At 36.9% G+C, this 25,437-nt stretch carries 32 protein-coding genes; 26 read left to right on the forward strand and 6 right to left on the reverse strand.

Annotation, left to right across the window (positions count from 1 at the left end; all coding sequences use genetic code 11):
• Positions 1-72 precede the first annotated feature (72 nt).
• The 20 genes from CNR22_21600 (at position 73) to CNR22_21695 (ending at position 9,896) form a co-directional block, all read left to right on the forward strand.
• Positions 73-270 carry a 50S ribosomal protein L29 gene (locus tag CNR22_21600; GenBank protein PBQ34256.1) on the forward strand — a complete coding sequence of 66 codons (198 nt, stop codon included), beginning with the start codon at positions 73-75 and terminating at the stop codon, positions 268-270.
• A gap of 16 nt (positions 271-286) precedes the next feature.
• Entirely contained in the window at positions 287-544 is a 258-nt protein-coding gene (gene rpsQ / locus CNR22_21605) for a 30S ribosomal protein S17 (protein ID PBQ34257.1), read from the forward strand.
• A 29-nt stretch (positions 545-573) separates the two neighbouring features.
• Positions 574-942 carry a 50S ribosomal protein L14 gene (locus CNR22_21610; protein PBQ34258.1) on the forward strand — a complete coding sequence of 123 codons (369 nt, stop codon included), beginning with the start codon at positions 574-576 and terminating at the stop codon, positions 940-942.
• Positions 943-960: 18 nt separating this feature from the next.
• Positions 961-1,278 carry a 50S ribosomal protein L24 gene (locus tag CNR22_21615; GenBank protein ID PBQ34259.1) on the forward strand — a complete coding sequence of 106 codons (318 nt, stop codon included), beginning with the start codon at positions 961-963 and terminating at the stop codon, positions 1,276-1,278.
• Positions 1,278-1,847 (forward strand): 50S ribosomal protein L5, encoded by a 570-nt coding sequence (locus CNR22_21620; protein ID PBQ34260.1) that lies wholly within the window; start codon positions 1,278-1,280, stop codon positions 1,845-1,847. Before CNR22_21615 ends, CNR22_21620 begins: the two co-directional genes overlap by 1 nt.
• A gap of 3 nt (positions 1,848-1,850) precedes the next feature.
• A complete protein-coding gene (locus tag CNR22_21625; GenBank protein PBQ34261.1) occupies positions 1,851-2,120 on the forward strand; it encodes a 30S ribosomal protein S14 in 270 nt (89 codons plus the stop codon).
• A gap of 175 nt (positions 2,121-2,295) precedes the next feature.
• Positions 2,296-2,694 carry a 30S ribosomal protein S8 gene (locus tag CNR22_21630; GenBank protein ID PBQ34262.1) on the forward strand — a complete coding sequence of 133 codons (399 nt, stop codon included), beginning with the start codon at positions 2,296-2,298 and terminating at the stop codon, positions 2,692-2,694.
• A 20-nt stretch (positions 2,695-2,714) separates the two neighbouring features.
• Positions 2,715-3,269 (forward strand): 50S ribosomal protein L6, encoded by a 555-nt coding sequence (locus tag CNR22_21635; protein PBQ34263.1) that lies wholly within the window; start codon positions 2,715-2,717, stop codon positions 3,267-3,269.
• A gap of 60 nt (positions 3,270-3,329) precedes the next feature.
• Positions 3,330-3,686 carry a 50S ribosomal protein L18 gene (locus CNR22_21640; GenBank protein PBQ34264.1) on the forward strand — a complete coding sequence of 119 codons (357 nt, stop codon included), beginning with the start codon at positions 3,330-3,332 and terminating at the stop codon, positions 3,684-3,686.
• A 13-nt stretch (positions 3,687-3,699) separates the two neighbouring features.
• Positions 3,700-4,218 carry a 30S ribosomal protein S5 gene (locus tag CNR22_21645; GenBank protein PBQ34265.1) on the forward strand — a complete coding sequence of 173 codons (519 nt, stop codon included), beginning with the start codon at positions 3,700-3,702 and terminating at the stop codon, positions 4,216-4,218.
• A gap of 12 nt (positions 4,219-4,230) precedes the next feature.
• Complete coding sequence (locus CNR22_21650; GenBank protein ID PBQ34266.1) at positions 4,231-4,410, forward strand: 50S ribosomal protein L30; 180 nt, start codon at positions 4,231-4,233, stop codon at positions 4,408-4,410.
• A 65-nt stretch (positions 4,411-4,475) separates the two neighbouring features.
• On the forward strand, positions 4,476-4,949 hold the full coding sequence (locus tag CNR22_21655) for a 50S ribosomal protein L15 (protein ID PBQ34267.1): 474 nt from the start codon (positions 4,476-4,478) through the stop codon (positions 4,947-4,949).
• A gap of 3 nt (positions 4,950-4,952) precedes the next feature.
• Positions 4,953-6,284 (forward strand): preprotein translocase subunit SecY, encoded by a 1,332-nt coding sequence (locus CNR22_21660; protein PBQ34268.1) that lies wholly within the window; start codon positions 4,953-4,955, stop codon positions 6,282-6,284.
• Positions 6,285-6,292: 8 nt separating this feature from the next.
• Positions 6,293-6,511 (forward strand): translation initiation factor IF-1, encoded by a 219-nt coding sequence (locus tag CNR22_21665; GenBank protein ID PBQ34269.1) that lies wholly within the window; start codon positions 6,293-6,295, stop codon positions 6,509-6,511.
• 45 nt (positions 6,512-6,556) lie between these two features.
• On the forward strand, positions 6,557-6,673 hold the full coding sequence (locus CNR22_21670; protein ID PBQ34270.1) for a 50S ribosomal protein L36: 117 nt from the start codon (positions 6,557-6,559) through the stop codon (positions 6,671-6,673).
• 44 nt (positions 6,674-6,717) lie between these two features.
• Positions 6,718-7,095, forward strand: a complete 378-nt coding sequence (locus CNR22_21675) for a 30S ribosomal protein S13 (GenBank protein PBQ34271.1) — start codon at positions 6,718-6,720, stop codon at positions 7,093-7,095.
• Between the two features lie 28 nt (positions 7,096-7,123).
• A complete protein-coding gene (locus tag CNR22_21680; GenBank protein ID PBQ34272.1) occupies positions 7,124-7,534 on the forward strand; it encodes a 30S ribosomal protein S11 in 411 nt (136 codons plus the stop codon).
• A gap of 142 nt (positions 7,535-7,676) precedes the next feature.
• On the forward strand, positions 7,677-8,282 hold the full coding sequence (locus CNR22_21685; protein PBQ34273.1) for a 30S ribosomal protein S4: 606 nt from the start codon (positions 7,677-7,679) through the stop codon (positions 8,280-8,282).
• A gap of 36 nt (positions 8,283-8,318) precedes the next feature.
• Positions 8,319-9,311, forward strand: a complete 993-nt coding sequence (locus CNR22_21690; GenBank protein PBQ34274.1) for a DNA-directed RNA polymerase subunit alpha — start codon at positions 8,319-8,321, stop codon at positions 9,309-9,311.
• Between the two features lie 78 nt (positions 9,312-9,389).
• The gene (locus CNR22_21695) at positions 9,390-9,896 is read left to right on the forward strand and encodes a 50S ribosomal protein L17 (protein ID PBQ34275.1); all 507 of its coding nucleotides are present in this window, start codon (positions 9,390-9,392) and stop codon (positions 9,894-9,896) included.
• A gap of 73 nt (positions 9,897-9,969) precedes the next feature.
• Here the strand turns inward: CNR22_21695 and CNR22_21700 are convergent, their stop codons facing one another.
• The 3 genes from CNR22_21700 to CNR22_21710 form a co-directional block, all read right to left on the reverse strand.
• On the reverse strand, positions 9,970-11,082 hold the full coding sequence (locus CNR22_21700; protein PBQ34276.1) for a peptidase M4: 1,113 nt from the start codon (positions 11,080-11,082) through the stop codon (positions 9,970-9,972).
• A gap of 2 nt (positions 11,083-11,084) precedes the next feature.
• On the reverse strand, positions 11,085-13,478 hold the full coding sequence (locus CNR22_21705) for a TonB-dependent siderophore receptor (protein ID PBQ34975.1): 2,394 nt from the start codon (positions 13,476-13,478) through the stop codon (positions 11,085-11,087).
• A 257-nt stretch (positions 13,479-13,735) separates the two neighbouring features.
• Complete coding sequence (locus tag CNR22_21710; GenBank protein PBQ34277.1) at positions 13,736-14,500, reverse strand: hypothetical protein; 765 nt, start codon at positions 14,498-14,500, stop codon at positions 13,736-13,738.
• 260 nt (positions 14,501-14,760) lie between these two features.
• Between CNR22_21710 and CNR22_21715 the strand changes: the two genes are divergently transcribed.
• A complete protein-coding gene (locus tag CNR22_21715; GenBank protein PBQ34278.1) occupies positions 14,761-15,750 on the forward strand; it encodes a hypothetical protein in 990 nt (329 codons plus the stop codon).
• A 24-nt stretch (positions 15,751-15,774) separates the two neighbouring features.
• On the opposite strand, the gene CNR22_21720 is transcribed toward CNR22_21715, so the two are convergent.
• Together CNR22_21720 and xth are read right to left on the reverse strand one after the other, a co-directional pair.
• Entirely contained in the window at positions 15,775-16,200 is a 426-nt protein-coding gene (locus tag CNR22_21720; protein ID PBQ34279.1) for a hypothetical protein, read from the reverse strand.
• A 50-nt stretch (positions 16,201-16,250) separates the two neighbouring features.
• Positions 16,251-17,030: an exodeoxyribonuclease III gene (gene xth, locus CNR22_21725; GenBank protein ID PBQ34280.1), complete on the reverse strand. Its 780-nt coding sequence runs from the start codon at positions 17,028-17,030 to the stop codon at positions 16,251-16,253.
• A gap of 156 nt (positions 17,031-17,186) precedes the next feature.
• On the opposite strand from xth, the gene CNR22_21730 reads away from it, so the two are divergent.
• Entirely contained in the window at positions 17,187-18,803 is a 1,617-nt protein-coding gene (locus CNR22_21730) for an ABC-F family ATPase (GenBank protein PBQ34281.1), read from the forward strand.
• A gap of 174 nt (positions 18,804-18,977) precedes the next feature.
• Here CNR22_21730 and CNR22_21735 read toward each other — a convergent pair whose 3' ends face one another.
• Positions 18,978-20,594: a peptidase S8 gene (locus tag CNR22_21735; protein ID PBQ34976.1), complete on the reverse strand. Its 1,617-nt coding sequence runs from the start codon at positions 20,592-20,594 to the stop codon at positions 18,978-18,980.
• Positions 20,595-20,876: 282 nt separating this feature from the next.
• Between CNR22_21735 and CNR22_21740 the strand changes: the two genes are divergently transcribed.
• The 4 genes from CNR22_21740 (at position 20,877) to coaBC (ending at position 25,435) form a co-directional block, all read left to right on the forward strand.
• The gene (locus CNR22_21740; protein PBQ34282.1) at positions 20,877-22,841 is read left to right on the forward strand and encodes a hypothetical protein; all 1,965 of its coding nucleotides are present in this window, start codon (positions 20,877-20,879) and stop codon (positions 22,839-22,841) included.
• Between the two features lie 173 nt (positions 22,842-23,014).
• Positions 23,015-23,809, forward strand: a complete 795-nt coding sequence (locus tag CNR22_21745; protein PBQ34283.1) for an outer membrane protein assembly factor BamD — start codon at positions 23,015-23,017, stop codon at positions 23,807-23,809.
• 1 nt (position 23,810) lies between these two features.
• A complete protein-coding gene (locus CNR22_21750; protein PBQ34284.1) occupies positions 23,811-24,149 on the forward strand; it encodes an RNA polymerase Rpb6 in 339 nt (112 codons plus the stop codon).
• A gap of 89 nt (positions 24,150-24,238) precedes the next feature.
• Entirely contained in the window at positions 24,239-25,435 is a 1,197-nt protein-coding gene (coaBC, locus tag CNR22_21755; GenBank protein PBQ34285.1) for a bifunctional phosphopantothenoylcysteine decarboxylase/phosphopantothenate--cysteine ligase CoaBC, read from the forward strand.
• Positions 25,436-25,437: the final 2 nt, after the last annotated feature.

Consider the following 25,437-nt stretch of genomic DNA (forward strand, 5'->3'; position numbering starts at 1 on the left):
AATTAAACCGTTACTTTAATTAAAGCGAAGTCAACCAGGTGCAAGGTGCACCGTAATTAAAACAAATAAACAATGGCAACCAAAGAAATAAAAGGTTTATCTGATCAGGAATTAAATGAGAAGATAACTGCTGAAAAAGCGGATTTGAATAAAATGACTTTAAATCATGCAATCTCTCCTGTAGAAAATCCGTCGAAAATACGTATTGCCCGCAGAAATATTGCAGTGATGTTAACTGAAGCAAATAACCGCAAAAAAGCAGCCAAATAAATTATCGCTTTAAATCATGGAAGATAGAAATTTAAGAAAAGAAAAAGTAGGTGTAGTAAAAAGCAACAAGATGGATAAGTCTATCGTTGTTGCTGTTATGCGTAAAGTAAAACACCCGAAGTACGGTAAATTCCTTAACAAAACCAGTACTTTCGTAGCTCACGATGAGAAAAACGAATGCAGTATTGGTGATACCGTTAAGATTGCTGAAACTCGTCCTTTGAGTAAAACAAAGAACTGGCGTTTAGTAGAAGTAATTGAAAAAGTTAAATAATTAGTTAATCGTTATAAGAATAGTTTAAGATGATACAGAACGAATCAAGATTAACAGTAGCAGATAACAGTGGCGCTAAAGAAGTGTTGGTTATCCGCGTATTGGGTGGAACAAAAAAACGTTACGCTTCAATAGGCGATAAAGTTGTAGTTACAGTAAAACATGCTATGCCAAGCGGAAACGTAAAAAAAGGTACAGTTCATAAAGCTGTGATTGTTAGAACAAGAAAAGAAATCAGCCGTCCTGACGGTTCATATATTCGTTTCGACGATAACGCAGCGGTGTTATTAAACACTACTGACGAGATTCGTGGTACTCGTATTTTCGGGCCAGTTGCCCGCGAATTACGTGACAAACAATTTATGAAAATCATTTCATTAGCACCAGAAGTGCTATAATATTTAGAGTTTAAAAACATGTCTAAAATAAAATTAAAAAAAGGCGATACCGTAAAGGTGATTTCAGGCGAAGCCAGAGGTCAGCAAGGTAAGATCGTTACCATAGACGCAAAAAAAATGCGTGCTACCGTTGAAGGTGTGAATATGATCAGCAAAAGCGAAAAGCCAAATGCTAAAAACACCAACGGAGGTATTGTTAAAAAAGAAGGGTCTATTCACATCTCAAACTTAATGTTTGTAGAAGGTGGTAAAACTATTCGCATTGGTCGTAAATTAAATGAGAAAACTCAGAAATTAGAGCGTATCTCTTCAAAAACTAAGGAGGCAGTTAAATAATGGCAACGAAAACCTATCAACCTCGATTAAAAGGTAAGTACAGCGAAGAAGTTATTCCTGCACTTCAAAAACAATTTCAATACACCTCTTCAATGCAGGTGCCGAAATTGATGAAAATTTGTATCAACCAGGGTATTGGTGATGCAGTTTCTGACAAAAAAATGATTGAATCGGCAGTAAAAGAAATGACTACAATTTCTGGTCAAAAAGCTGTTCCTACTTATTCAACAAAAGATATCTCTAACTTTAAATTACGTAAAGGTGTTGCTATCGGTGTACGTGTTACACTACGTGGCGACAAAATGTATGAATTTTTAGATCGTTTGATCGCTTCTGCATTGCCTCGTATCCGTGATTTTAAAGGAGTTAACGATAAAGGATTTGATGGTCGTGGTAACTACACATTAGGGGTTACTGAGCAAATCATTTTCCCTGAGATCGATATCGATAAGGTGACTAAAATACAAGGTATGGATATTACTTTTGTAACTACAGCTCCTACAGATAAAGAAGCTCACGCATTATTAACTGAATTTGGTATTCCTTTCAAAAAGAAACAACAAGCATAACACATGGCAAAAGAATCAATGAAGGCCCGTGAGGTCAAACGTAAAAGATTAGTTGAAAAATACGCAGCAAAGCGTGAAGAACTTAAAAAAGCTGGTGATTCAGTTGGCTTGCAAAAATTACCACGTAACTCTTCAAAAGTTCGTATGCGTAATCGTTGCAGTATGACCGGCCGTCCACGTGGTTATATGCGTGATTTTGGTATTAGTCGTGTAACTTTCCGTGAGATGGTTCTTTTCGGATTGATCCCAGGCTTAACAAAATCAAGCTGGTAATACCCCTTTAACTCTTTAGCAGGAGAGTGCTTGTGCAGCTTTTGCTAAAGAGATAAAAATAAAACTTGGAGGTATAGGAAATATTCGTATATTTGCCCCCTCAAAAAAAATAAATAATTGTTTCATATAATTATTTTGTCCCTTTTGGTACGAAATAACATATAAACTTAAAAAAATGACAGATACAGTATCAGATTACTTAACTCGTGTTAGAAACGCGATTAAAGCAAACCACCGCGTGGTAGAGGTTCCGGCCTCAAATCTCAAAAAAGAAATCACTAAGATTCTTTTCGAAAAAGGTTACATTTTGAACTACAAGTTCGAAGACACCGAAAACAAACAAGGCTTAATCAAGATCGCCTTAAAATACCATCCTGTAACAAAACTTCCCGCAATCCGCTCTTTAGACCGTGTGTCTTCACCAGGTTTACGTAAGTATTCAGGTGCAGCTAAAATGCCGCGTGTATTAAACGGTTTAGGAATTGCCATCATTTCAACTTCTAAAGGTGTTATCACTGATAAAGAAGCTAAGAAAATGAATGTTGGTGGAGAAGTTTTATGTTATATTTCATAATTTAAAGGAGGAAAATTAACATGTCACGTATAGGAAAAAACCCGATCGCATTACCTAAAGGAGTAGAGGTAAAAGTAAACAATGGTTTAGTAACCGTTAAGGGTGCAAAAGGAGAATTAACTCAAAAAGTAGATACAGATATTACTGTTGCAGTAGATGGCGAAAACATTATTGTTACCCGTCCAACTGATCAAAAACGTCACAAAGCATTACACGGATTATACCGTTCTTTAATCGCTAATATGGTTAAAGGTGTAAGTGATGGTTATAAAACAGAACAAGAATTAGTGGGTGTAGGTTACCGTGCTTCGAATAAAGGACAAATGTTAGAGTTATCGTTAGGATATTCTCACAACATTAACTTCGAAATACCAAAAGAAATTAAAGTTACTACAGCTACTGAAAAGGGTCAAAACCCTAAAGTTATTCTTGAAAGTGCTGATAAACAGCTAATCGGAATGGTTGCTGCGAAAATACGCAGCTTACGTAAACCTGAACCATACAAAGGAAAAGGTATTAAGTTCGCCGGTGAACAATTAAGAAGAAAAGCTGGTAAATCAGCTTCTAAAAAATAATTAGAAGCTAAGAGTAATAAAATTCAATAAAGTATTAATCATCTTTAAAAAATTGCAAAGATGGCAGGAAGTAAACAAGATAGAAGAACAAAAATTAAATTAAAGCTTCGTAAAACCATAAAAGGTACAACGACAGCGCCTCGTTTAAGTGTATACCGCAGTAATGCTGAAATATATGCTCAACTAGTTGACGATAAAGGTGGAAAAACTTTATTAGCAGTTGGATCTGTTGATAAGTCAATTTCAGGCTCTAAGGTTAACAAAAGCGAAAAAGCGAAGATGGTAGGAAAACTGATCGCTGAAAAAGCTGTTGCAACAGGAATCACTTCTGTGGTTTTTGATCGTAACGGATTTTTGTACCATGGTCGTATTAAATCGTTGGCCGAAGGTGCCCGCGAAGGAGGTTTAAAATTCTAAAAAACGAATTAAGATGTCAAAAGAAGTAGTAAAGCGCGTTAAATCGAGCGATATAGAATTAAAAGATAAATTAGTTGCCATTCAACGTGTAACTAAAGTTACCAAGGGTGGTCGCCACTTTAGTTTTTCTGCTATTGTTGTAGTAGGAAATGAAAAAGGTGTTATCGGCCAGGGTTTAGGAAAAGCAAATGAAGTTACAGATGCTATTACTAAAGGAATTGAAGATGCTAAGAAAAGTCTTGTAAAAGTGGCTGTTCTTAATGGAACTGTTCCTCACGAACAATTAGGTAAATTTGGTGGTGCTCGTGTTTTCTTAAAACCTGCAGCTCATGGTACTGGTGTAATTGCCGGTGGTGCGATGCGTGCTGTTTTAGAAAGTGTTGGTGTTACCGATGTACTTGCAAAATCTAAAGGATCTTCTAACCCACATAATGTGGTTAAAGCAACTTTAGATGCGCTAATGAAAATGCGTGATCCTATCACCATTGCTCAACAACGTGGAATTAAATTAACGAATGTGTTTAACGGTTAAAAAATTTATACAATGGGAAAAGTAAAATTAACATTAGTAAAAAGTACCGCTAAGCGTTCTCCTGCTCAGAAAGCAACTTTAGTTGCTTTGGGTTTAGGCAAAACACACAGTTCGGTAGAAAAAGACACGAATCCTGCTATTGATGGCATGATCAACAAAGTGAAACACGTATTAAAAGTTGAAAATATTTAATAGACTTAGTTCAGTGAAGTAATCTTAAGGTTATTTCAATGTCTTGGTCAAAATAAAAATTGCACATGAAATTAAATGAATTAAAACCAGCAAATGGTTCAGTAAAATCAAACTACCGTCGTGGTCGTGGACAAGGTTCAGGTGGCGGTGGAACAGCTACACGTGGACATAAAGGTGCTCAGTCACGTTCAGGTCACTCTAAAAAGCGTGGTTTTGAAGGTGGTCAAATGCCTTTACAACGTCGTTTACCTAAATTTGGTTTCAAGAATATTAACCGCATTGAGCACCACGGTATTAACCTTGATGCTATCCAGAAGTTAGTAGACAACACTAAAGTAACTGACATTACACTTGATGTATTGGTTCAAAACGGTATGGCTCATAAAAATGATTTAGTTAAGATCATGGGTCGTGGCGAATTAACTGCAAAAGTTAATATCACTGTAGATGCGTTTACTGCGTCTGCAAAAAAAGCGATTGAAGAAAAAGGCGGTACTGTTACAAGTACTAAAATCACCGCAAAAACTGAGACAAAATAATATATGAAGCGTTTTTTTGATACCCTTCGGAATATCTGGACCATTGAGGAACTAAGACAAAGAATCTTGGTTACCCTTGGCTTAGTATTGATTTATCGCCTAGGATCCTATGTGGTTCTTCCAGGTGTTAATGTTGATGCTTTAGCTGCGGCCAGTAATTCCAACCAAGCCGGCGGGATCGTAGGTTTAATTAATATGTTTGCTGGTGGAGCGTTTTTACGTGCTTCTATCTTCGGCTTAGGAATTATGCCATACATTACTGCATCCATCATTATTCAGTTAATGGGAATGGCTGTGCCTTATTTCCAAAAAATGCAAAGAGAAGGGGAGAGTGGACGTAAAAAGATTAACCAGTACACAAGGTTCTTAACTATTGCTGTAACAGCAGTTCAAGCACCAGGTTATATTGGTTCAATCAGAATGTCTGCTCCTAATGCTTTCCCTGAAATGACTTCTTTCTGGTGGATCCAGTCAATCTTTATTTTAGTAACCGGAACTATGTTTGTAATGTGGTTAGGTGAAAGAATTACGGATAAAGGATTAGGAAATGGTATCTCTTTGATCATTATGATTGGAATTATCTCTCGTTTACCTTTTGCATTCTTATCAGAAATTAAATCAAGAACAGCTGGCAACGGCGGGTTGATCATCTTCCTGATTGAAATTGTAATATTGTTGCTTGTGATAGTTGGTTCTATCTTGTTAGTTCAGGGTACACGACGAATACCGGTGCAGTTTGCAAAGAAAATAGTGGGTAACAAACAATATGGAGGTGTGCGTCAGTATATTCCTTTAAAAGTGAATGCTGCGGGTGTTATGCCTATCATTTTTGCTCAGGCGATCATGTTTATTCCTTATGCAATTAACAATGCTATGGGTAACGCAGGGGGTGTGTTTCAAGAAAGATATGGTTTCTGGTATAACTTTGTATTCGCTATTTTAATCATCCTCTTTACTTACTTCTACACAGCTATTATGGTTAATCCTAATCAATTGGCTGATGATATGAAGCGTAATGGTGGATTTATTCCAGGTGTTAAACCAGGTAAAAAAACTGCTGAATTTATTGATCAGGTAATGAGCCGAATTACTTTACCAGGATCTATTTTCCTTGCGGGTGTGGCTGTAATGCCTGCTTTCGCTCAAAAATTGGGAATTAACAGTGCTTTTGCTGACTTCTACGGAGGAACATCTTTATTGATCCTTGTAGGCGTGGTTTTAGATACTTTACAACAAATAGAAACGTACTTATTGAATCGTCACTATGATGGTCTGATGAAATCAGGCAGAATCAAGGGTAGAGGCGCTAACGCTATGATGGTTCAACAAGGTTAATTTCATATATGGCGAAACAATCAAATATTGAAATTGACGGAACTATAGTTGAAGCACTTAGTAACGCGATGTTCAGAGTAGAGTTGGAGAATGGACACGTGGTTACGGCGCATATTTCGGGAAAAATGAGGATGCACTACATCAAAATTTTACCCGGAGATAAAGTAAAGCTCGAGATGAGTCCTTATGATTTAACAAAAGCAAGAATAACTTTCCGATACAAATAGGAAAGCGCAATTAAAAATTAGTATTTAGAATTTAAAATAAAGGAAATGAAAGTTAGAGCATCCATCAAAAAAAGAAGCGTAGATTGCAAAATCGTGCGTCGTAAGGGTAAATTGTATGTAATCAACAAAAAAAACCCAAAATTTAAACAAAGACAAAAGTAATTTTTATCTTTGCAAACGTTTTTTAATAATTTTATTTAACATAAATGGCACGTATAGCTGGTATTGATTTACCGAAAAACAAAAGAGGCGTAATTGGTTTAACCTATATTTACGGTATCGGAAGCAGCAGAGCTTCGAAAATCCTTAGTGAAGCTGGTATTCACGAAGATAAAAAAGTAAGCGAGTGGACCGATGATGAGCAAAATGCCATCCGTAACTCCATAAACAATAATTATAAAATTGAGGGAGCTTTACGTTCAGAGACTCAGTTAAACATTAAACGTTTAACTGATATCAACAGCTACCGTGGTATCCGTCACCGTAACAGCTTACCTGTTCGTGGTCAACGTTCTAAAACAAATGCGCGTACCCGTAAAGGTAAACGTAAGACAATCGCTAACAAGAAAATGGCGACTAAATAATAACTAATACAATAGATTTAGATATAAAATGGCAAAACAACCAACAGCATCTAACAATGCAAAGGCTGCACAACGTAAACGTACAGTGAAAGTTGAAGCAGTAGGTGAAGCTCACATTAGTGCTACATTCAATAATATTATTATTTCATTAACCAATATGACAGGACAAGTAATTTCCTGGAGCAGTGCTGGTAAAATGGGATTCCGTGGTTCTAAAAAGAACACTCCTTATGCGGCTCAAATGGCAGCACAGGATTGCAGTAAAGTTGCTCACGAAGCAGGTTTACGCAAGGTAAAAGTTTACGTTAAAGGACCAGGTGGTGGAAGAGAAAGTGCTATCAGAACAATTGCTGCTTCAGGCATCGAAGTTTCTGAGATCATGGATATAACTCCAATTCCTCACAACGGTTGTCGTCCTCCAAAACGTCGTCGCGTTTAATTTTTAAACAAACAAAAAAAGCCGGTCCTTCCTTTTTGGAGGGATTTGGAGTTGATAATCTATAGGGTTTTCAACTTAAATAATAACCCGGTTGAATTAGTTCCATTGATCAGTTCAACCACAAACAAAACAATTATTTAAAATGGCAAGGTACACAGGTCCAAAATCAAAGATCGCCCGTAAATTCAGAGAACCAATCTTCGGTCCTGATAAGGCATTAGAAAAGAAAAACTACCCTCCAGGGCAGCACGGTAACACAAAAAAGCGTGCTAAACAATCTGAATACGCAATTCAGTTGATGGAAAAACAAAAAGCTAAGTATACTTATGGTATCTTAGAAAAACAATTTGCAAGAACTTTTGATAAAGCTGCTCGTTCTCATGGTATTACGGGTGAAGTTTTATTACAACTAATTGAAAGTCGTTTAGACAACGTGGTTTACCGTTTAGGAATAGCTCCTACACGTCGTGGAGCCCGTCAATTAGTTTCTCACGCTCATATTACCGTTAATGGTAGCATGGTTAACATCGCTTCTTACACACTTAAACCAGGTGATGTAGTTGGTGTTCGTGAAAAATCAAAATCAATGGAAATCATCACAAATTCTACATCGGGAGCTGTTAACAAACATCCTTGGTTAGATTTCGATAAGTCAACTTTAAGTGGTAAATTTTTATCGCGCCCAGAACGCTCACAAATTCCTGAAAACATTAAGGAACAACTGATCGTAGAGTTGTACTCTAAATAATAAAATAATTTAATAAACTTAATACAAGCTAAAGATATGGCAATTTTAAATTTCGTAAAACCTGACAAGGTTATTATGATTAATTCAACCGAAACAACAGGCCAATTTGAGTTTAGACCACTTGAGCCGGGTTTTGGTATTACAATCGGAAACTCTTTACGTCGTATTTTGTTGTCTTCATTAGAAGGTTACGCTATTACTTCTTTAAGAGTTGAAGGAGTTGATCATGAGTTTTCTACAATTAAAGGTGTTGTGGAAGACGTTACGGAGATAGTGTTAAACTTAAAACAAGTTCGTTTCAAAAAACAATTAGATAATCACGATAACGAAAAAATTACTGTTCATTTTGCTGGTGCTGATAAATTCACTGCTGGTGATATCGGTAAATATGTAAATGGATTTCAAATCTTAAATCCAGATTTAGTTATTTTTAATTGTGATCCATCTGTACGTTTGAAAATGGAATTAACAGTTGAACGTGGCCGTGGTTACGTTCCTGCTGAAGAAAATAAAACAAACAGTGCACCAATCGGAACTATCTTTATTGATTCAATTTACACTCCTATTAAGAATGTAAAATACACTATCGAAAACTACCGTGTTGAACAAAAAACGGATTACGAACGTTTGATTTTAGATATCGTTACCGACGGTTCTATTCATCCTAAAGACGCGTTAAAAGAAGCTGCGAAAATTCTTATTTTCCACTTTATGTTATTCTCTGACGAAAAAATTACTTTGGATGCAGAAGAAAAACGTAACGAAGAAGAATTTGATGAAACAAGCCTTCATATGCGTCAATTGTTGAAAACCAAGTTAGTTGATATGGATCTTTCAGTTCGCGCTCTAAACTGCTTAAAAGCGGCTGACGTTGAAACTTTAGGAGAACTTGTATCGTTCAATAAGAATGACTTATTGAAATTCAGAAACTTTGGTAAAAAATCATTAACTGAATTAGAAGACTTAGTACAAGCTAAAACACTTCAGTTCGGTATGAACGTTGCAAAATATAAATTAGATAAAGATTAATTAAAAACTAAGAGCCAAGGGCCAAGAAACAAGAGTTGATCTTGAATCTTGTTTCTGAAATCTTGAATCACAATAACAATGAGACACGGAGATAAAATAAATAATTTAGGTAGAAAAACCGCTCACCGTCATGCTTTGCTAATGAACTTAGCTATTGCCTTGATCGAGAACAAACGTATTTTCACTACCCTTGCAAAAGCGAAAGCATTACGTTTATACGTTGAGCCACTTATTACAAAAAGTAAAGATGATACTACTCATAGCCGTCGTACTGCATTCTCTTATTTGAGAAGCAAAGAAGCTGTAAGTATTTTATTCAAAGATATAGCGGTTAAAGTTGCAGAACGTAATGGTGGTTACACTCGTATTATTAAAACGGGTAACCGTCAGGGTGATGCTGCTGAAATGGCAATGATTGAACTAGTAGACTTTAACGAAATCTACACTAACGGTAAAAAAGGCACAAGCACAACTGCTAAAGCTAAAACTACTCGTAGAAGTCGTGGTACAGCTAAAAAAGCTGCACCTGCTAAAGGTAAATCAGCTGATACATCTTCGGTTGAAGATGCTAAAACTGAAGAGTAATCTTTTCCAAATTAATATAAAACCCGTTTCGGATTTCCGGAACGGGTTTTTTTATTGATAGTAGTTTAAAATGTTATTTCTTTTTATTTTTCCGTCCCCACCAAATCATAAAACCTGTAATAGGCAAAGAGGCAATAATTAAACTTGCGAAGAAAGCAAGGATTTTTCCAGGTATACCAAGGATACTTCCGACATGAATGTCATAATTCATTTTCATAAGTTTATCTGAAAAACAAACGTTTTTAGATCTTCCCCACATATGTTTTACAGAAAGTTCTTTTAATGTGTATTGATCGAAATACCGGTAGTCGGTTCTCCAGTAAGTGGAGGCGTTGGGATTTGCATTTGCAGCAATACAAGATAGAGAATCTTCAGCTGGATGGATTTCGATGGATTCTGCATCGGGATGTTCTTTTTTCATTAGCAACCAAATTTTGTCGAGTGAAGAGATCTTCATCGTATCTGCCTGAGAATAGTCAGATACAGGATTCTGATAATCTATAAACTCTTTGCCGCCTGTAATGACTGCGTAATAAGTTTTATTAAACCATTGAAACCCCCATACTAATCCGGTTATAATAAAAATTAGTGCAATCCATGAGACGTAAAATCCAAGAACATTATGCAGATCGTAGTTTCGTCTTCGCCAACGCGCATTACGTTTAAGTGAGAAGCGTTGTTTTGTGGCAGATTTATTTTTAGGCCACCAAAGAATAATTCCACTTATAACCATTACAAAAAATACAAGTGTTGCCGATGCAACAATAGGTTGACCAACAGTTGGTGGTAGCCAAAGATAATAGTGTCCGTTAAGTATAAATCGGAAAATCCCTGCGTTTTCATCACTTATTTTAAGCGTTTCTCCTGTATACGGATTTACATAAACAAAATAATAGTAGGCTTCCTTATCGCTGTAGAAAATGGCTTTCGCTGCATGTTTTGTTCCCTGATACATAACGGCATGAATTTTTTTTTCAGGAAGTTCTTTTTCTGCCAAACTTATAATCTGAGAAGGGGGGATAAAAGATTTATCTTGTTTCGCAACAAAACGGTAAGGTTGTGTGAGATTTTGAATTTCTTCCTGAAAGGCATATAAGCAACCTGTTATCGCTATAATAAAAACCAAAAGCCCGGAGATCAATCCGAGCCAAAGGTGTAATACTCCTATAAGTTTTTTGAAGGTCACTTTTAGAATTTATAAGTTACGGTTAAACGGTAATTGCGTCCTGGTTCTGTTTGCCAGTTGTAAGCTTTTAACCACGCGTAGTACGATCCACTGTACAAGTACGTATCAAGAATATTGAAGACGTTTGCAGTGATTTTGAAATTATCTTTGGCCCAAAAAAGTCCACCGTCTAACTTAAAATAATCCGGAATTTTTTCTTCTGGATTTTCAGAAACATCCCAATAAGTTTCTCTTCCAATAAGGTAAGTGAACCCTGCAGAGATGCCTGTTCCTTTTAAGGCACCGTTTTGTAGCGAATAATTTAACCAGCTATTCATGGTGTGCTTCGCGAAGTTGGGAACTACGTCACCAACTTTCATAACGGTAACACCATCGGCTACCTTTGAGACACGCGAATCTGTATATGCATAATTTGCAATCAGATTGAGTCCTCTGAAAATCTGACCTCTTAGATCAAACTCAAGTCCCTGCGCTGTTTTTTGTCCAACAACAATACTCAATCCCGAAGTTGGCGGAGAGTTGGGATCGGCGGTTAATTCATTGTTTTTAATGATGCGATACACGGAGAGACTCGTATTCCATTTTCCCTGGAACCAGTTCCTCTTCATACCAGCTTCCATATTATCCCCTGTAATTGGATTTACTTTGCTGCCATTTGCCATTTTACCATTTTGTGGAATGAACGATTGATCATATAGCGCATAAATAGAAGTTTGCTTGTCTACCGAAACACTTAAACCAAGACGCGGCGTAAATTTATCTGCCTTAGCTGCTGCAGCGCCCCATTCAGCCACTGCTAATGAGGTGTAGCGACCTGCCAGAGTTAATCTCAGCTTGTTTTCAAAAAAGCCAAGTTCGTCCTGTAAATAAACAGCTGAATAACGTTGATCCATCAATCCGCCGATAGCCTGAGCTCTTTGCTCAAGAGGAGTAGAGTAGTTAAAGTTTGGATATCCATTAACAGGCGTGCCATAGTTTGGATCGTAAACATTAAATTCTGCTCCGATAGAATCGAGTTCATGGTACTGTCCCCAATCTGCAAAGTACTGCTTGTTAGCCATGTCTAATCCGGTTAATACCCTGTGACGGATTTTTCCTGTTGTAAAATCTCCGTTCAAAAATATCTGAGCCATAGTCATTGTACTTTTCGCGTCCCAGCTACTTGTAGCTCTGATCATGTTTCCCGAAGAATCAATTGACGACGGCCACATAGACGAGCCCTGTTGCCTATATATGAAGCGTGATAACTGGCCGGTAATTTTCCAATGATTATTTATTTTATGTTCAAGGTTAATATAAGCACTGTGATCATTGATATTTGTGCCCGGCATACCTGCAGGAAGAGTTGTGAAGTTTCTTGGTAGTGTTGCAAATCCCTTAGCTGAAAAAACATAAAAAGATCCAACATCACTCATCTGTGCATTTTGATAAGTATACTCAAGCGTTAGTTTTGTTTTATCATCCAACTGATAAGAAATTACCGGCGCTATAACATAACGGTTATTGTATTCATTTGCGCGGTGTGATTTTTTATTTTGAGCAGAAAGATTTAAGCGGTAAAGCAATTTTCCGTTTTGAGTTAATTTTCCATCAAGATCAAGTGTAGTGCGATAAAGATCAAAGCTACCGAGGGTAAAAGACGCCTCACCTTTTGTTATTCCGGTAGGCTTTTTTGTAACTACATTGTACAGGCCAGCGGGATCACCACTTGAAAGCATAAAGCCTGCAGGGCCTTTTACAAACTCAATGTGATCTACAAAGCTCATGTCTTCTGTAAGTGGTCCCCAATAAGAGTTTACAACATTAAAGCCATTTCGAAAAGCCTGAACTTGTGAACCTCTGGAAACTATGTTTGTATACATGTCGCCCCAATGCTCTAATCGCACGGCTCCGCTTACATTGCGAATTAAACCGTCGCTCATACTTAAAACCTGTTGATCTTTTAAGGCATCCTGGGTTACGATCTGAATGTTTTGTGGTACCTCCAAAAGTGGTGTAGCTAAACGTAAAGAAGAAGAAGGTGTGTTCTGATTATATTTATTGGTGCTACCGGAAATAACAACCTCTTTTAATGTTTGTGCATTTTCAGAAAGAGTGATCTCAGGAACAACTGTTGTTTCGTTAGCTTTAACTTCCACATTGATTTCTTTAGTCTCAAGACCAACAAAGGATGCGACAACAATGTGTGCTCCTTCCGGGATATTCTTTATTTCGTATTCTCCTTTTTTATTTACCGTAACTCCTTTCGAGCTACCTTTTATTCCAACGTTTACAAACTCGGCGGAGGCTCCATCAGAAGTTTTAATAATTCCGCGAATGTTTCCTGTTTGTGAGAAAAGGGTTATTCCTGTTAAAAAGATAGTTATAATTAAAGCTACCCTAAGTTTGATTTTCATAAGTGTGTTTTCTAAATAATGTTTAGTTTGATTTGTTTGTGTGAGGCCAACATAAAAACTTTGCAAAAATGCTATTTAGAATAATTCCAAACAATACCGGGATTAAGGTATTTTAGAGGCTTACAGCGATTATGGATACCATAATCTTGGTAGAAGAGAGGTAACAAGTTAAGATGACTGTTACCGAACACATCGGTATGTATTGGTGTAATTTTTAGAAAATAAAGGGAGAGGACTTATCAAAAAATAAAGATAAATTATTCTTCGTCTACAGAGTTTTTTCGCAATTCAATGGGATTATTTTTCTTACGAAGTTTTAAGTTTAAAAGTTCAACTCCGAAACTGAAAGCCATAGCGAAATAAATATAACCTTTTGGAATTTCGATCTTATTCACATGAATGCCTTCAACTACCAATAAAACCGCGATTAACACAAGGAAAGATAAAGCAAGAATTTTAAAGGTTGGATGCTTGTCGATAAAGATCGCAATTTTAGGAGCATAGAAAAACATAATACACATACTGATAATAACAGCAATAGACATAATTATAATGTCTCCTGCCATACCTATAGCTGTAATAATACCATCAACGCTGAAAACCACATCAATCAATAAAATTTGAGCCATGATTGCGCGAAATCCTTTTTTTAAATTCTTTTTAGCATCGTGGCCTTCTTCGTTAGCGCCTTCGAGTTTATTGTGAATTTCAAGCGTACTGTTAACCAATAAGAATAACCCCCCAGCTAACATGATCATGTCTTTTAACGCCACTGAATGTCCGAATAGACTAAATAATTCTTGTTCGCCTTTTATCAAATAGAATAAAGTGAACAGCAATGCTATTCGCATGATGATTCCGGCAACCATCCATATAAGGCTTGCTTTTTTTGTATCTTCTTTTGGAAGTCGCGTCATAACGATAGACACGAAAATGACATTGTCAATGCCTAAAAGAATTTCCATTACTGTAAGACTTAACAGGCTCAACAGGCCTTCTACGGAGAATAAATGAGTTAACATATCCTGTAAAGATATTATTTAAATTAAAACCAATTTAATTTGTGAATATCTAGATGAAGATCTTATTTATTTTAGAGCGATGTCTTAAAATAAGAAAATTGAATTGTTATTAGTCAGCGATTGTATTAACTATTAAGAAATAATTAAAATAGATTACCCAGATCTCTGATAATTATGACCACTTAAAAAAACTGTAAAGTATATTGGCTTGGGAACTATTTCTTCGCTGTAAGAAACAAATCCTCCTTAAAAGCCCCATAATGAAAATCACTATTTCTACTCTCACCTTTTTATTTGTTTTTGCCGGTCAAGTGTTCTCTCAAAAGAAAGGTAGCTTTACCAAAGCAATTACTTATAATGCTCAGACTCGCTATTTGGTATGCAATGTGCCTTTAAATTATACAAGCACCACCCCTCACAGATTAGTCATTGGGCTACATGGTTGTGGCGGAAATGCGATTGGGTTTCGGAATGAGCTAAAATTTCTGTCTGACAGTTTACAGGCAATTGTGGTTTGTCCGGCAGGACTGCCAGGTAATTCGGGCTACATGGGGCCACCAGACATGGGGATTATTAAAACTGCGATAGACACAACTGCATTGATTTATAATATTGACACCGCTGAAGTTTTTCTTTTGGGATTTTCATGTAATGGTTTCGCGGCCCTGCATGATGCCATGTTTAAAACAAACTATAAGTATAAAGGTGTGATATCCTGGCACGCGGCCATTGATACAAGTGAAATTGATCAAACGAATTTCAACTTTAATACTACCACTAAAACCTGTTTATGCACGGGATCTGGCGATCTTAACTTCCACCCGACAAATGTTATATTGCGCGATACTTTAAGTGTTCACACCGCAACGTTTCTTTTTGTAGACGTCCCGAATGTAGCCCATACCACTAATTTTCCGACCTTTAAAAACGAAACGATGAAATGTTTTCGTTTCATGACGCATGTCGTAAGTTCAACTCTTCAAGCTACTGCAATCAACGAAGACACCAAGCATGAATTTGGTGGTCTTATTTACCCTAATCCCTCTGAAAATAAAATGACTATTGATCTAAAAAGTAATTTTGATTGTACGTTGACTATTGTGGATTCTAGAGGGATATTAGTAGAAACTTTAAAATTACACCCTGCAATCAACGAATTTTCAGTGGAAACCTTACCGGCAGGATTATACTTTTTTAAAATCACAGGTCAATCAGGCGATAGCGTCATAACTAAGATTGTAAAGCAGTAAATGTTATAGCTTGTTATTTTATTGCTATAATTTAAAAGTGTTTGGTAAATTTCTTTTTCGTTGGAAATACGAATATATCCATCCTCCAAGCAGTGCTAGGGGTATCCCTAAAATTGCTTTTGTGATATTGTACCAGGGCGCCGCATGTTTCCAAAGAAGAATTGTTCCTAACAGCCACATAATCGCTTCTTTTGTTCCCAGAATAAAAACTGCTTTTTTAGCACGTTCTTTTGCGATTCGGGCGGTAATCATGGCTCCGATCACAGCATAAATACTGTGATAGAAAAGTGCAATCCATAAAGGGCCAGCTTCAAACATAGGCTTTAATGGCGCAGGATAATCGAAAAGGAGATATAAAAGTTCGTGCGTCAAGCCTGAAAGAAGCATAGCGGTAATAATCCCGGCGATAACAGCCAGGATTAAACGCATTGTGTCTTTCTTAATACTCATGCTAAAAACGTATATAAAAGCATGCCATAGTGTTAGGAAATGGTTTGGATCTATTTGTTTTTCAAAGTTATCCAAACCGGTGCATGATCACTGGTTTTTTCCCATGCTCTTACATGGCGATCTACGCCTGCTTTTTGCAAACTAGAAGCGATTTCAGGTGAAAGCAAAAAGTGATCTATACGAATGCCTGCATCCCTCCCAAAAGCGTTTCTAAAATAATCCCAGAAGGTGAAGATCTTTTCGTTAGGAAATAAAGTTCGCAGGGCATCTGTCCATCCCTGACCGACTAATTTTTTGTATGCAGCTTTTGTTTCCGGAAAAAACAGAGCATCGTTCACCCAGCTTTCTGGTTTATGACAATCGAGATCAGTTGGTATCACATTAAAATCTCCGATCAAAATCACAGGAATTTTCTTTTTAAGAAGCGCTTTGGCTCGAGTATTAAGACGTTTGAACCAGGCGAGTTTGTACTCAAACTTTGGTCCTGGCGCAGGGTTCCCATTTGGCAAATACAAGCAACATATTAAAATTCCGTTAACAATAGCTTCAAGATAACGGCTCTGCACATCTTCAGGATCACCAGGTAACACACGTCCTAATTCTTCGATAGGGTATTTCTTTTTGCAGAGAATAGCAACCCCGTTCCAGCTTTTTTGCCCATGATAAATAACCTTGTAACCAGCCTCTGTAATGGCCTGCAGCGGAAATTTTTCATTCGGAGATTTGAGCTCCTGCAGACAAACAATATCAGGCTTTGATTCATCCAGCCAGCGTAAAAGTACCCGTAGTCTTCCATTTACGCCATTTACATTGTAGGTTGCTATTTTCATATGAGGACTTTTTATGTTGTTCTTACAAAGATATTTTATTTGGTTTCAAGTCTCATGCCAGTGGACACAAGTAATAACTTTACAGCACAGAGCCTTAAGTTTGCCCAAAATACTACCATAAAAAATCGTATCTTTGCCACCTTATTTTTTTAAAGAATGATCTCAGCTAGCAATGTGAGTTTGCAATATGGCAAACGTGTTTTATTTGACGAAGTGAATGTAAATTTCACTCCAGGAAACTGTTATGGAATTATTGGTGCCAATGGTGCTGGTAAGTCTACTTTCATGAAAATTTTAGCGGGAGATATTGAACCTACAAAAGGTCGTGTAAATATCTTACCTGGCATGCGCATGAGCGTGCTAAAACAAAATCACTTTGAGTTTAATGAATTTACAGTTCTGGATACGGTATTGATGGGCAACAAACGCCTTTATCAAATCATGAAAGAGAAAGACGCTATTTATGCAAAGGAAGATTTTACGGATGCTGACGGAATAAAAGCGAGTGAGTTGGAAGGTGAGTTTGCTGAGATGAACGGCTGGAATGCGGACAGCGAGGCTGCGGAATTACTTACCAACCTGGGCGTTATGCCCGCAACGCATCAACATTTTGTAAAAGATTTATCAGGGAAGGAGAAAGTAAAAACATTATTAGCTCAGGCATTGTTCGGCAACCCGGATATTTTAATGTTGGATGAACCTACGAATGATCTAGATGTTGAAACGATTGGTTGGTTAGAAAATTTCTTAGCTGACTTTCAAAATACTGTAATTGTTATTAGTCACGATCGTCACTTTTTAGACGCTGTGTGTACAAATATTTGTGATATTGACTATGCTAAGATGAGTATCTACAGTGGTAATTACAGCTTCTGGTACCACATGAGTCAGTTGCAACTAAAACAACGCAGTGATCAGAATAAAAAAATTGAAGATAAACGCGCGGAACTGCAGGAGTTTGTTAGACGGTTTAGTGCTAATGCAAGTAAAAGTAGCCAGGCAACAAGTCGTAAAAAATTATTAGAAAAATTAACTGTAGATGAAATTCCTGCAAGTACACGTAAATACCCGGGAATCATTTTTAGGCAAGAACGCGAAGTTGGAGATCAGATTTTATTGGTAGAACATTTAAGTAAAACCGGTAAGGATGGAAATATACTCTTCAAAGAGGCAAATATTAATGTTACTAAAGGGGATAAAATTGCTTTCATTAGTAAAAATCAACTAGCGGTTTCTAGTTTATTCGAAATTTTAGCCGGTGAGGATACTGATTTTAAGGGCTCGTTTACATTTGGGACTACAATTTACAAAGCTTTTTTACCGAACGATAATCATAAATTTTTTCAGAGCGATCTAAATTTAATTGACTGGTTGCGCCAGTTTAGTAAAGATAAAGACGAAACTTATATCCGTGGATTTTTAGGAAAAATGTTGTTCAGTGGGGAAGAGGTAATGAAAAAATGTAATGTTTTAAGTGGCGGAGAAAAAGTGCGTTGCATGACGAGCCGCATGATGTTACTTAATCCAAATTTATTAATACTCGATGAACCTACCAATCACTTAGATCTTGAAAGTATTATTTCGTATAACGATGCGCTTAAAGATTATCCGGGTGTAATTTTCTTTACAAGCCATGACCATCAGTTAATGCAAACTGTAGCTAACAGAATTATCGAATTAACGCCCAAAGGTATAATTGACAAATCCTGTACTTATGATGAGTATCTAGAAAACCCAGCTATTGCAGAGCAACGCAAAAAGATGTATAGCTAAGAAGAATGGATTTTATGACGCTCCAATCAGTACTATCCCTGATCAGTTCATAAAAACTATTTAGATAAAATTTCTTTCTAATTAGATTTTCAAAAACAAGCGGACCAAAATGACCGAAATTAAAAAAGGGAAAATGTTTTTACATTTTCCCTTTTTTAATAATAGTTTTATAATTTAGGTTTTTGTCTTGCTGTATTTGTCGGCCATCTTAATAGCTTCATATAAATTTACAGTGCCCGCGTTTTTTCCTAATTTCTCGAATTTCACTTCTTCATCTTTCGTTCCGGGTTTAATTACTTTTTTTCCTTTGTAAGTTTTTAAACTACTTTTTATAAGGATTTTTTTAATTTGTTCCGGTGTTAGAGTAGGGTAGTAGGACTTAATAACAGCAGCTACACCGCAAGCAACAGGAGAAGCCATACTGGTTCCGCTGGCATCTTTATAACCGTTCTTTGGCGTGGTTGAATAAATGTCAACACCAGGCGAAAATAAATCCACTGTTTTTTTACCGTAGTTCGAAAACGGCGCAATCATTTTATTATCTGGTTGCCAGCTTAAGGCTCCAATATCCATAAAATTTTTAGCCTCACCTTTGCTTTCAAACTTTTTGGAAGGGTAGTGCATTACCACATCAATATCCACTCCATCATTTCCAGCAGCATGAATTAAAAGTACACCTTTGCTATCTGCATATTTCACGGCATCATCCACAACTTTTTTATCCCAGCTGTATTTCTTTCCAAAGCTCATATTAATTACTTTGGCTCCATTGTCAACAGCATAACGAATAGCATTTGCAACATCTTTATCACGTTCGTCACCATCAGGCACACAACGAATGGCCATAATTCTTACATCAGCGGCAACGCCATCCATGCCAATTCCGTTGTTACGCGCTGCCGCGATAATACCCGCTACGTGCGTTCCGTGAAAACTATCAGGACCGTTACAATCACTGTTTCCATAATATTTTTCAGAAGAATTATTGTAATCATCTCCTACAATATTTCTTGGGTCGAAGTTTAGATTTAAAGCGTAATCTAAATCTTTCTTAAAATAATTTACTCCTTCATCTAAAGCTACAACTCCTTCGTCAAGATTCGAAAACTGTCCTGATCTTAACAGATTATTTAGCGCGAAAGCTTTAATTTGTTGGCCGGTTTTATCAGCGGGTTGAAACTTCTCAAGTTCAGTGATGGTAACTTTTTCGACTTTTTGATCGTCCTTAATCTTTGAATTGATTTCCTTTAAACCATTGGATAAAGCGAGGTACTGATTGTATCTTCCTTCGTCTTCTTCTTTCTTGGTTGTATAGTCCTTGTATACTTCCTGAAAAAGCTTAAACTCGTTTTTTTCTTCTTTGGTTTTAAAGTCGGATTCAAGCTTGCCTTCGTATTTCGGTTTTAATTTGCGAACCAAACGAGTCATTTCAAGATTATCCTGGTCTACATTTTTACCATCCTTTCCGCCAATAAAATTCCAGCCATGCACATCGTCGATGTAACCGTTTTTATCGTCATCAACACCATTGCCGGCAATTTCACCAGGATTGGTCCACATTACAGACTTAAGATCCTCATGATCATAATCAACACCGCTATCTATAACACCAACGATTACGGTGGTAGATTTTTTGTCCTTTAATAATTCTTTATAAGCTCTTTCTGAACTCACGCCATTCACTTTATCGTTTGTGGCATCCAGGTTAAACCAATTATCTGGTCGCTTAGTATTTTGTGCCTTAAAGAGAAAGGCAGACAGAAGGAATGCACTGATTAATATTCTTTTCATTTTTTTTCTTTTAAATAAAAGATTTGCCATTAGAGGCAAATCATAGTGTGTATGAATACAAATATAATGGAACTTAGCCAAGCCTAATAGCCGTTCACACTAATTAAGAGTACATACTATAAAATACCCCATATAGGGTGATAGGAGGCTTTGGCTAAGCCCTATTGCTCGCAAAACAAACAAAAAAAGTCCAAAATAATTTCATTTCCCACCATTTGTAAAAAACAAGTACAGCGTTTATTTATTTTCACTATTTTTAGAAAAATTATTAAACTTTATAGAATGAAAAAAATTACTCTTTTATTATTTGCTCTGGCCGCTTTTTCAAAGCCCGCTTTTAGCCAGGCTGTTATTTCAATTGATGCTCCTCAGTACGATGGTTACTGGTCAGCTCTCTTAGGTCCTAATGGTTATGCCTCATCAGTTACCTCTCCAACCTTAACAATGGCTTACAACAGAGCTTGTTATTTAATTACACAAGCTGAATTAACGCGTATGATTGCCACTAACAGTGTTGTAACTGATTTTGGTTTTGATTTTTACAGACCAGGAAGTACTGCTGTTACAGGTCAGTTTACTCTATATCTACAAAATACTTCTGATGTAACTTATAATAAAGGAACAACCTTTTCGTCAATAATTACAGGTATGTCAACAAACTACAACGGCGCACTGATATTGCCAGGGGCTGCTACACAGGCCACTGCAGCTGTGAGCGTTCCGTTGTCTTCCAACTTTACCTATACTGGTGGTGGAATTTATGTAGCCTGGGACTGGTATACTTCAGCTCCAACTTCAACTGCTTACGCAAGATATTTGGCTACCTATGATGGTTCAACGATGGGTGTAAACGCTATGGCTCCAAGCGCAGGACCGGCTCCTACTACTCTCACAGTTGACATCGCTCGTCCATCTATGCGTTTTAAAGCTGCGAATACAGCTACTAATGAGGTAGGTGTTAACATCATGCAAACGCCAGGTTTAGATTCAAGACAAACAGGTGGCCAGGAAGTTCTTGCCCTTGTTAAAAATAATAGTTTAAATGCTTTAACAAATATTCCTGTTACTTTAAGCGTTACTGGTGCAAACAGCTATATTAACACACAAACTGTTGCCACTCTTGCTCCAGGGGCTACTACAGTGGTTGTATTTCCAGCTCACCAATCTACAGTGAGTGGTGCAAACAATATGACTGTTACAGTACCTTCTGATCAGTACGTTTATAATAACGGTTTAATCTGGACTCAAACAGTAACTTGTGCTGATTACGGAAATAACCCACCAGTTGCAGCGTCTTCTTTTAGTTCTGAATCTTATGGCGCTCAGGCAACTATTGCCACACCATTCATGTCGTCTGGTTCAAGCAGTATTACAGGTATCAAATATGCTCCTTCACAAACTCCTGGTGGAAGCTATCAAATGCGTGGTGTTTTGTTAGATGCAGGTGGAACTATCCTCGCAACTACAAATACACTTAATCTATCAGCAGCAAGCTACGGCACTTATGCGAATTTTAAGTTTACTCCTCCTGTTGAACTAACACCAAATACTCAGTATTTCTATGGAATTTCACAGTTAACCTCAGGTGTTTTTGCATTCGGAACATTAGATGTGTTAGCAACTACAAATTTGAACTTATATTATTTCTGTCCAAATTCTGGCGGATCTATTGGATCTCCTCAAAATCAAATGGGCTATTTAGGATTACAAGCTACTTTGAGCTTCTCTCAAACAACATTAGATGAAGCCTATGCTTCCTCAACAGTTATCTGTAAACAAGATGGAGCGAATTCTGTAACCTTAACCGCTTTTGGCGGGTCAAGCTCTTTCTCATGGACTCCAGGAAACCTTGGTGGTGCTGAAGTTGTTGTTACTCCAACGGTAGCTGGTGCTTCCGGAACGGTGAACTACGTTGCTAGTGGTACTGACGGTGTTAGTAAATGTAAAAGTAACACTATAACTGTACCAGTTGTTGTAAGTGCTTGTGCAGCTATCAGCTCTAATACTTCAAACGGATTTGATCTTAAATTATATCCTAATCCAAGTGCTACGGGTAAATCTACACTTTCAGGATTGTCTGGAACCAACGTTATTACTGTTTATAACACTTTAGGTCAGATCGTAGCTACGCAAAAAAGCTCTGAAGAAACTACTGAGATTGATCTTTCTTCTCAACCTTCAGGTAATTACATGGTTAAAATTTCGAGCGACCGCAACGAGACAAGACTCGTGAAACTTATAAAATAATAATCAGTTTTCTTTTTTTGAATTTAACCCTCCGCGAAAACGGAGGGTTTTTTATTACCCACATCACGATCAACAACTAAAAAAATGTTAATCCGCCAACTTAGTGTAACAAATACTTCAAAATATACGTCTTAGTAGCAAATTATATGCTTTAAAATACTAATTTTGAACCTTTGAAAAAAATATCAATACTCGTTTTAGTTGTAACTCTCGTTCTTACGTCCTGCAATAGCTACAATAAGCTTCTGAAAAGTACAGACTATGAGCTTAAGCTCAGAAAAGCCAAAGAATATTACGATAAAGAATATTACATACGTTCTTCGCAGCTCTATGAAGAGTTAATGCCGGTTGTTAAGGGTACTGATAAAGCTGAGGAGGTATACTACTACTACACCTGGAGCGAATATAATCTTGGTGATTATATCTTGAGTCAGTACCACTTTAAAAACTATACACGACAATTTCCTAATGGTAAACATGTGGAAGAGTGTTATTACATGAATGCCTTTTGTTACTTCTTAAACTCCCCAAATTATAAGCTCGATCAGAGTTACACAAAAAATGCAATTAAAGAATTCCAGTCTTTCATTGATTTTTACCCTGAAAGCTCAAGAATGGATTCTTGTAATCTGCTAATTGACCAGTTAAGATCAAAATTAGAGAAGAAAGAATACGAGATAACCAAGCAGTATTATAAACTTGGAACCTGGAAAGCCGCTATTGTAGCGTCAAAAAACTTTATTAAGGAATATCCTTCAAGTAACTACAATGAGGAAATGTATTATATGATTATAGACTCCTATTATACGCTTGCAATTAACAGTATTTATTCTAAAAAAGAGGAACGATTGAATGGAGCTATCGAAAATTATGTGAAATTCTTGGATTTATACCCTAAAAGTTCGTACATTAGCCGCTCAGAAAGTATTTATAATAGTAGTAAACGCCTAAAAGATAATTTAAATTAACATGGATTTTAAAAAAACAAACGCAGAACAAAGTATTGTAACCCGTGATATTCGTAGATTTGACGGTCCTACCGGAAATATTTATGAAGCGGTTTCCATTATGAGTAAACGCGCCAACCAGATCAGCTCTGAAATTAAAGAAGAATTATCTGGAAAATTACAGGAATTCAGCAGTCATACTGACAATTTAGAAGAGGTGTTTGAAAACAGAGAGCAAATCGAGATTTCTAAACACTACGAAAAACTTCCTAAACCAACATTGATTTCTATCCAGGAATTTTTGGAAGAAAAAGTATATTACCGCAATCCTACAAAAGAAGCTGGGGCAGGAATTAAATAATAGCGCAGGCTTTGTACAAAAGTCAGTCAGCACATTCATTAAAAGGCAGTAGTAATTATTCTACTGCCTTTTTCCATTCATGATAAAACATGCTTGAGCAAAAGAAAATAATACTTGGAATTACCGGTGGCATAGCGGCGTATAAATGCGCTCAGCTGGTGCGCCTCTTAGTTAAAGCAGGCGCTGAAGTTAAAGTAATTTTAACGCCGGCAGCATCACAATTTGTTACCGCACAAACACTTTCAGTACTTAGTAAAAACCAGGTAACTACCGATTTTTTTGACGCAAACTTCAACTGGAATAATCATGTGCATCTGGCAGAGTGGGCCGATGTACTTTTAATAGCTCCGCTTACAGCAAATACGCTTGCTAAAATGGCAAATGGTATTTGTGATAATAGTTTACTAGCCACTTACCTTTCTGCAAAAACCAAAACCATAGTTGCTCCGGCGATGGATCTGGACATGTACCAACACCCTACAGTAAAAAAGAATCTCGATGCGTTGCGTTCCTATGGAAATACGATTATTCCGGCAGAAAGCGGCGAACTTGCCAGCGGACTTGTAGGAGAGGGCAGAATGGCGGAGCCTGAACATATTGTGGATTTTATTGTCGATTTTTTTTCTAAAGACCTACCTTTAAAAGGATTTAGTGCTTTGGTAAATGCAGGACCTACTTATGAAGCCATAGATCCTGTTCGCTTTATTGGTAACCGAAGTAGTGGAAAAATGGGTGTAGCTATCTCTGAAACCCTTGCTGCAATGGGCGCAAAGGTAACACTAGTGCTTGGTCCATCATCTTTAGTTATTAAAAACAAAAACATAGATCTTATTCGCGTTGAATCTGGAGAGGAAATGTACCATGCAATGCTTTCTAATTTTTCGGAGAAGAGCATCGTAATTTGTAGTGCAGCTGTGGCTGATTACAAGCCGGCAAACGTAAGCGATGTTAAAATTAAAAAGAAAGAAGAAAATTTTAAGCTGGATCTGGTAAAAACAAAAGATATTTTAAGTGAATTAGGAAAACAAAAAACCAACCAATGTCTCGTTGGTTTTGCATTGGAAACAAACAATGTTGAAGAGTATGCCCGTGAAAAACTAAAAAACAAAAACCTTGATTTAATTGTAGCAAATTCGGCGAGTGTTGCAGGAGCTGGCTTTGGCGTTGACAGTAACCAGGTAATGATAATTGACAAACACAATAAAATTACTAATTTTGAGTTAAAAAGTAAGCAGGAAGTAGCCGAAGATATAGTTCACTACATTATTGCCTTTATAAATAATTGATC

The organism is Sphingobacteriaceae bacterium (assembly GCA_002319075.1).
In the GTDB taxonomy this organism is placed as follows: domain Bacteria; phylum Bacteroidota; class Bacteroidia; order B-17B0; family Aurantibacillaceae; genus Aurantibacillus.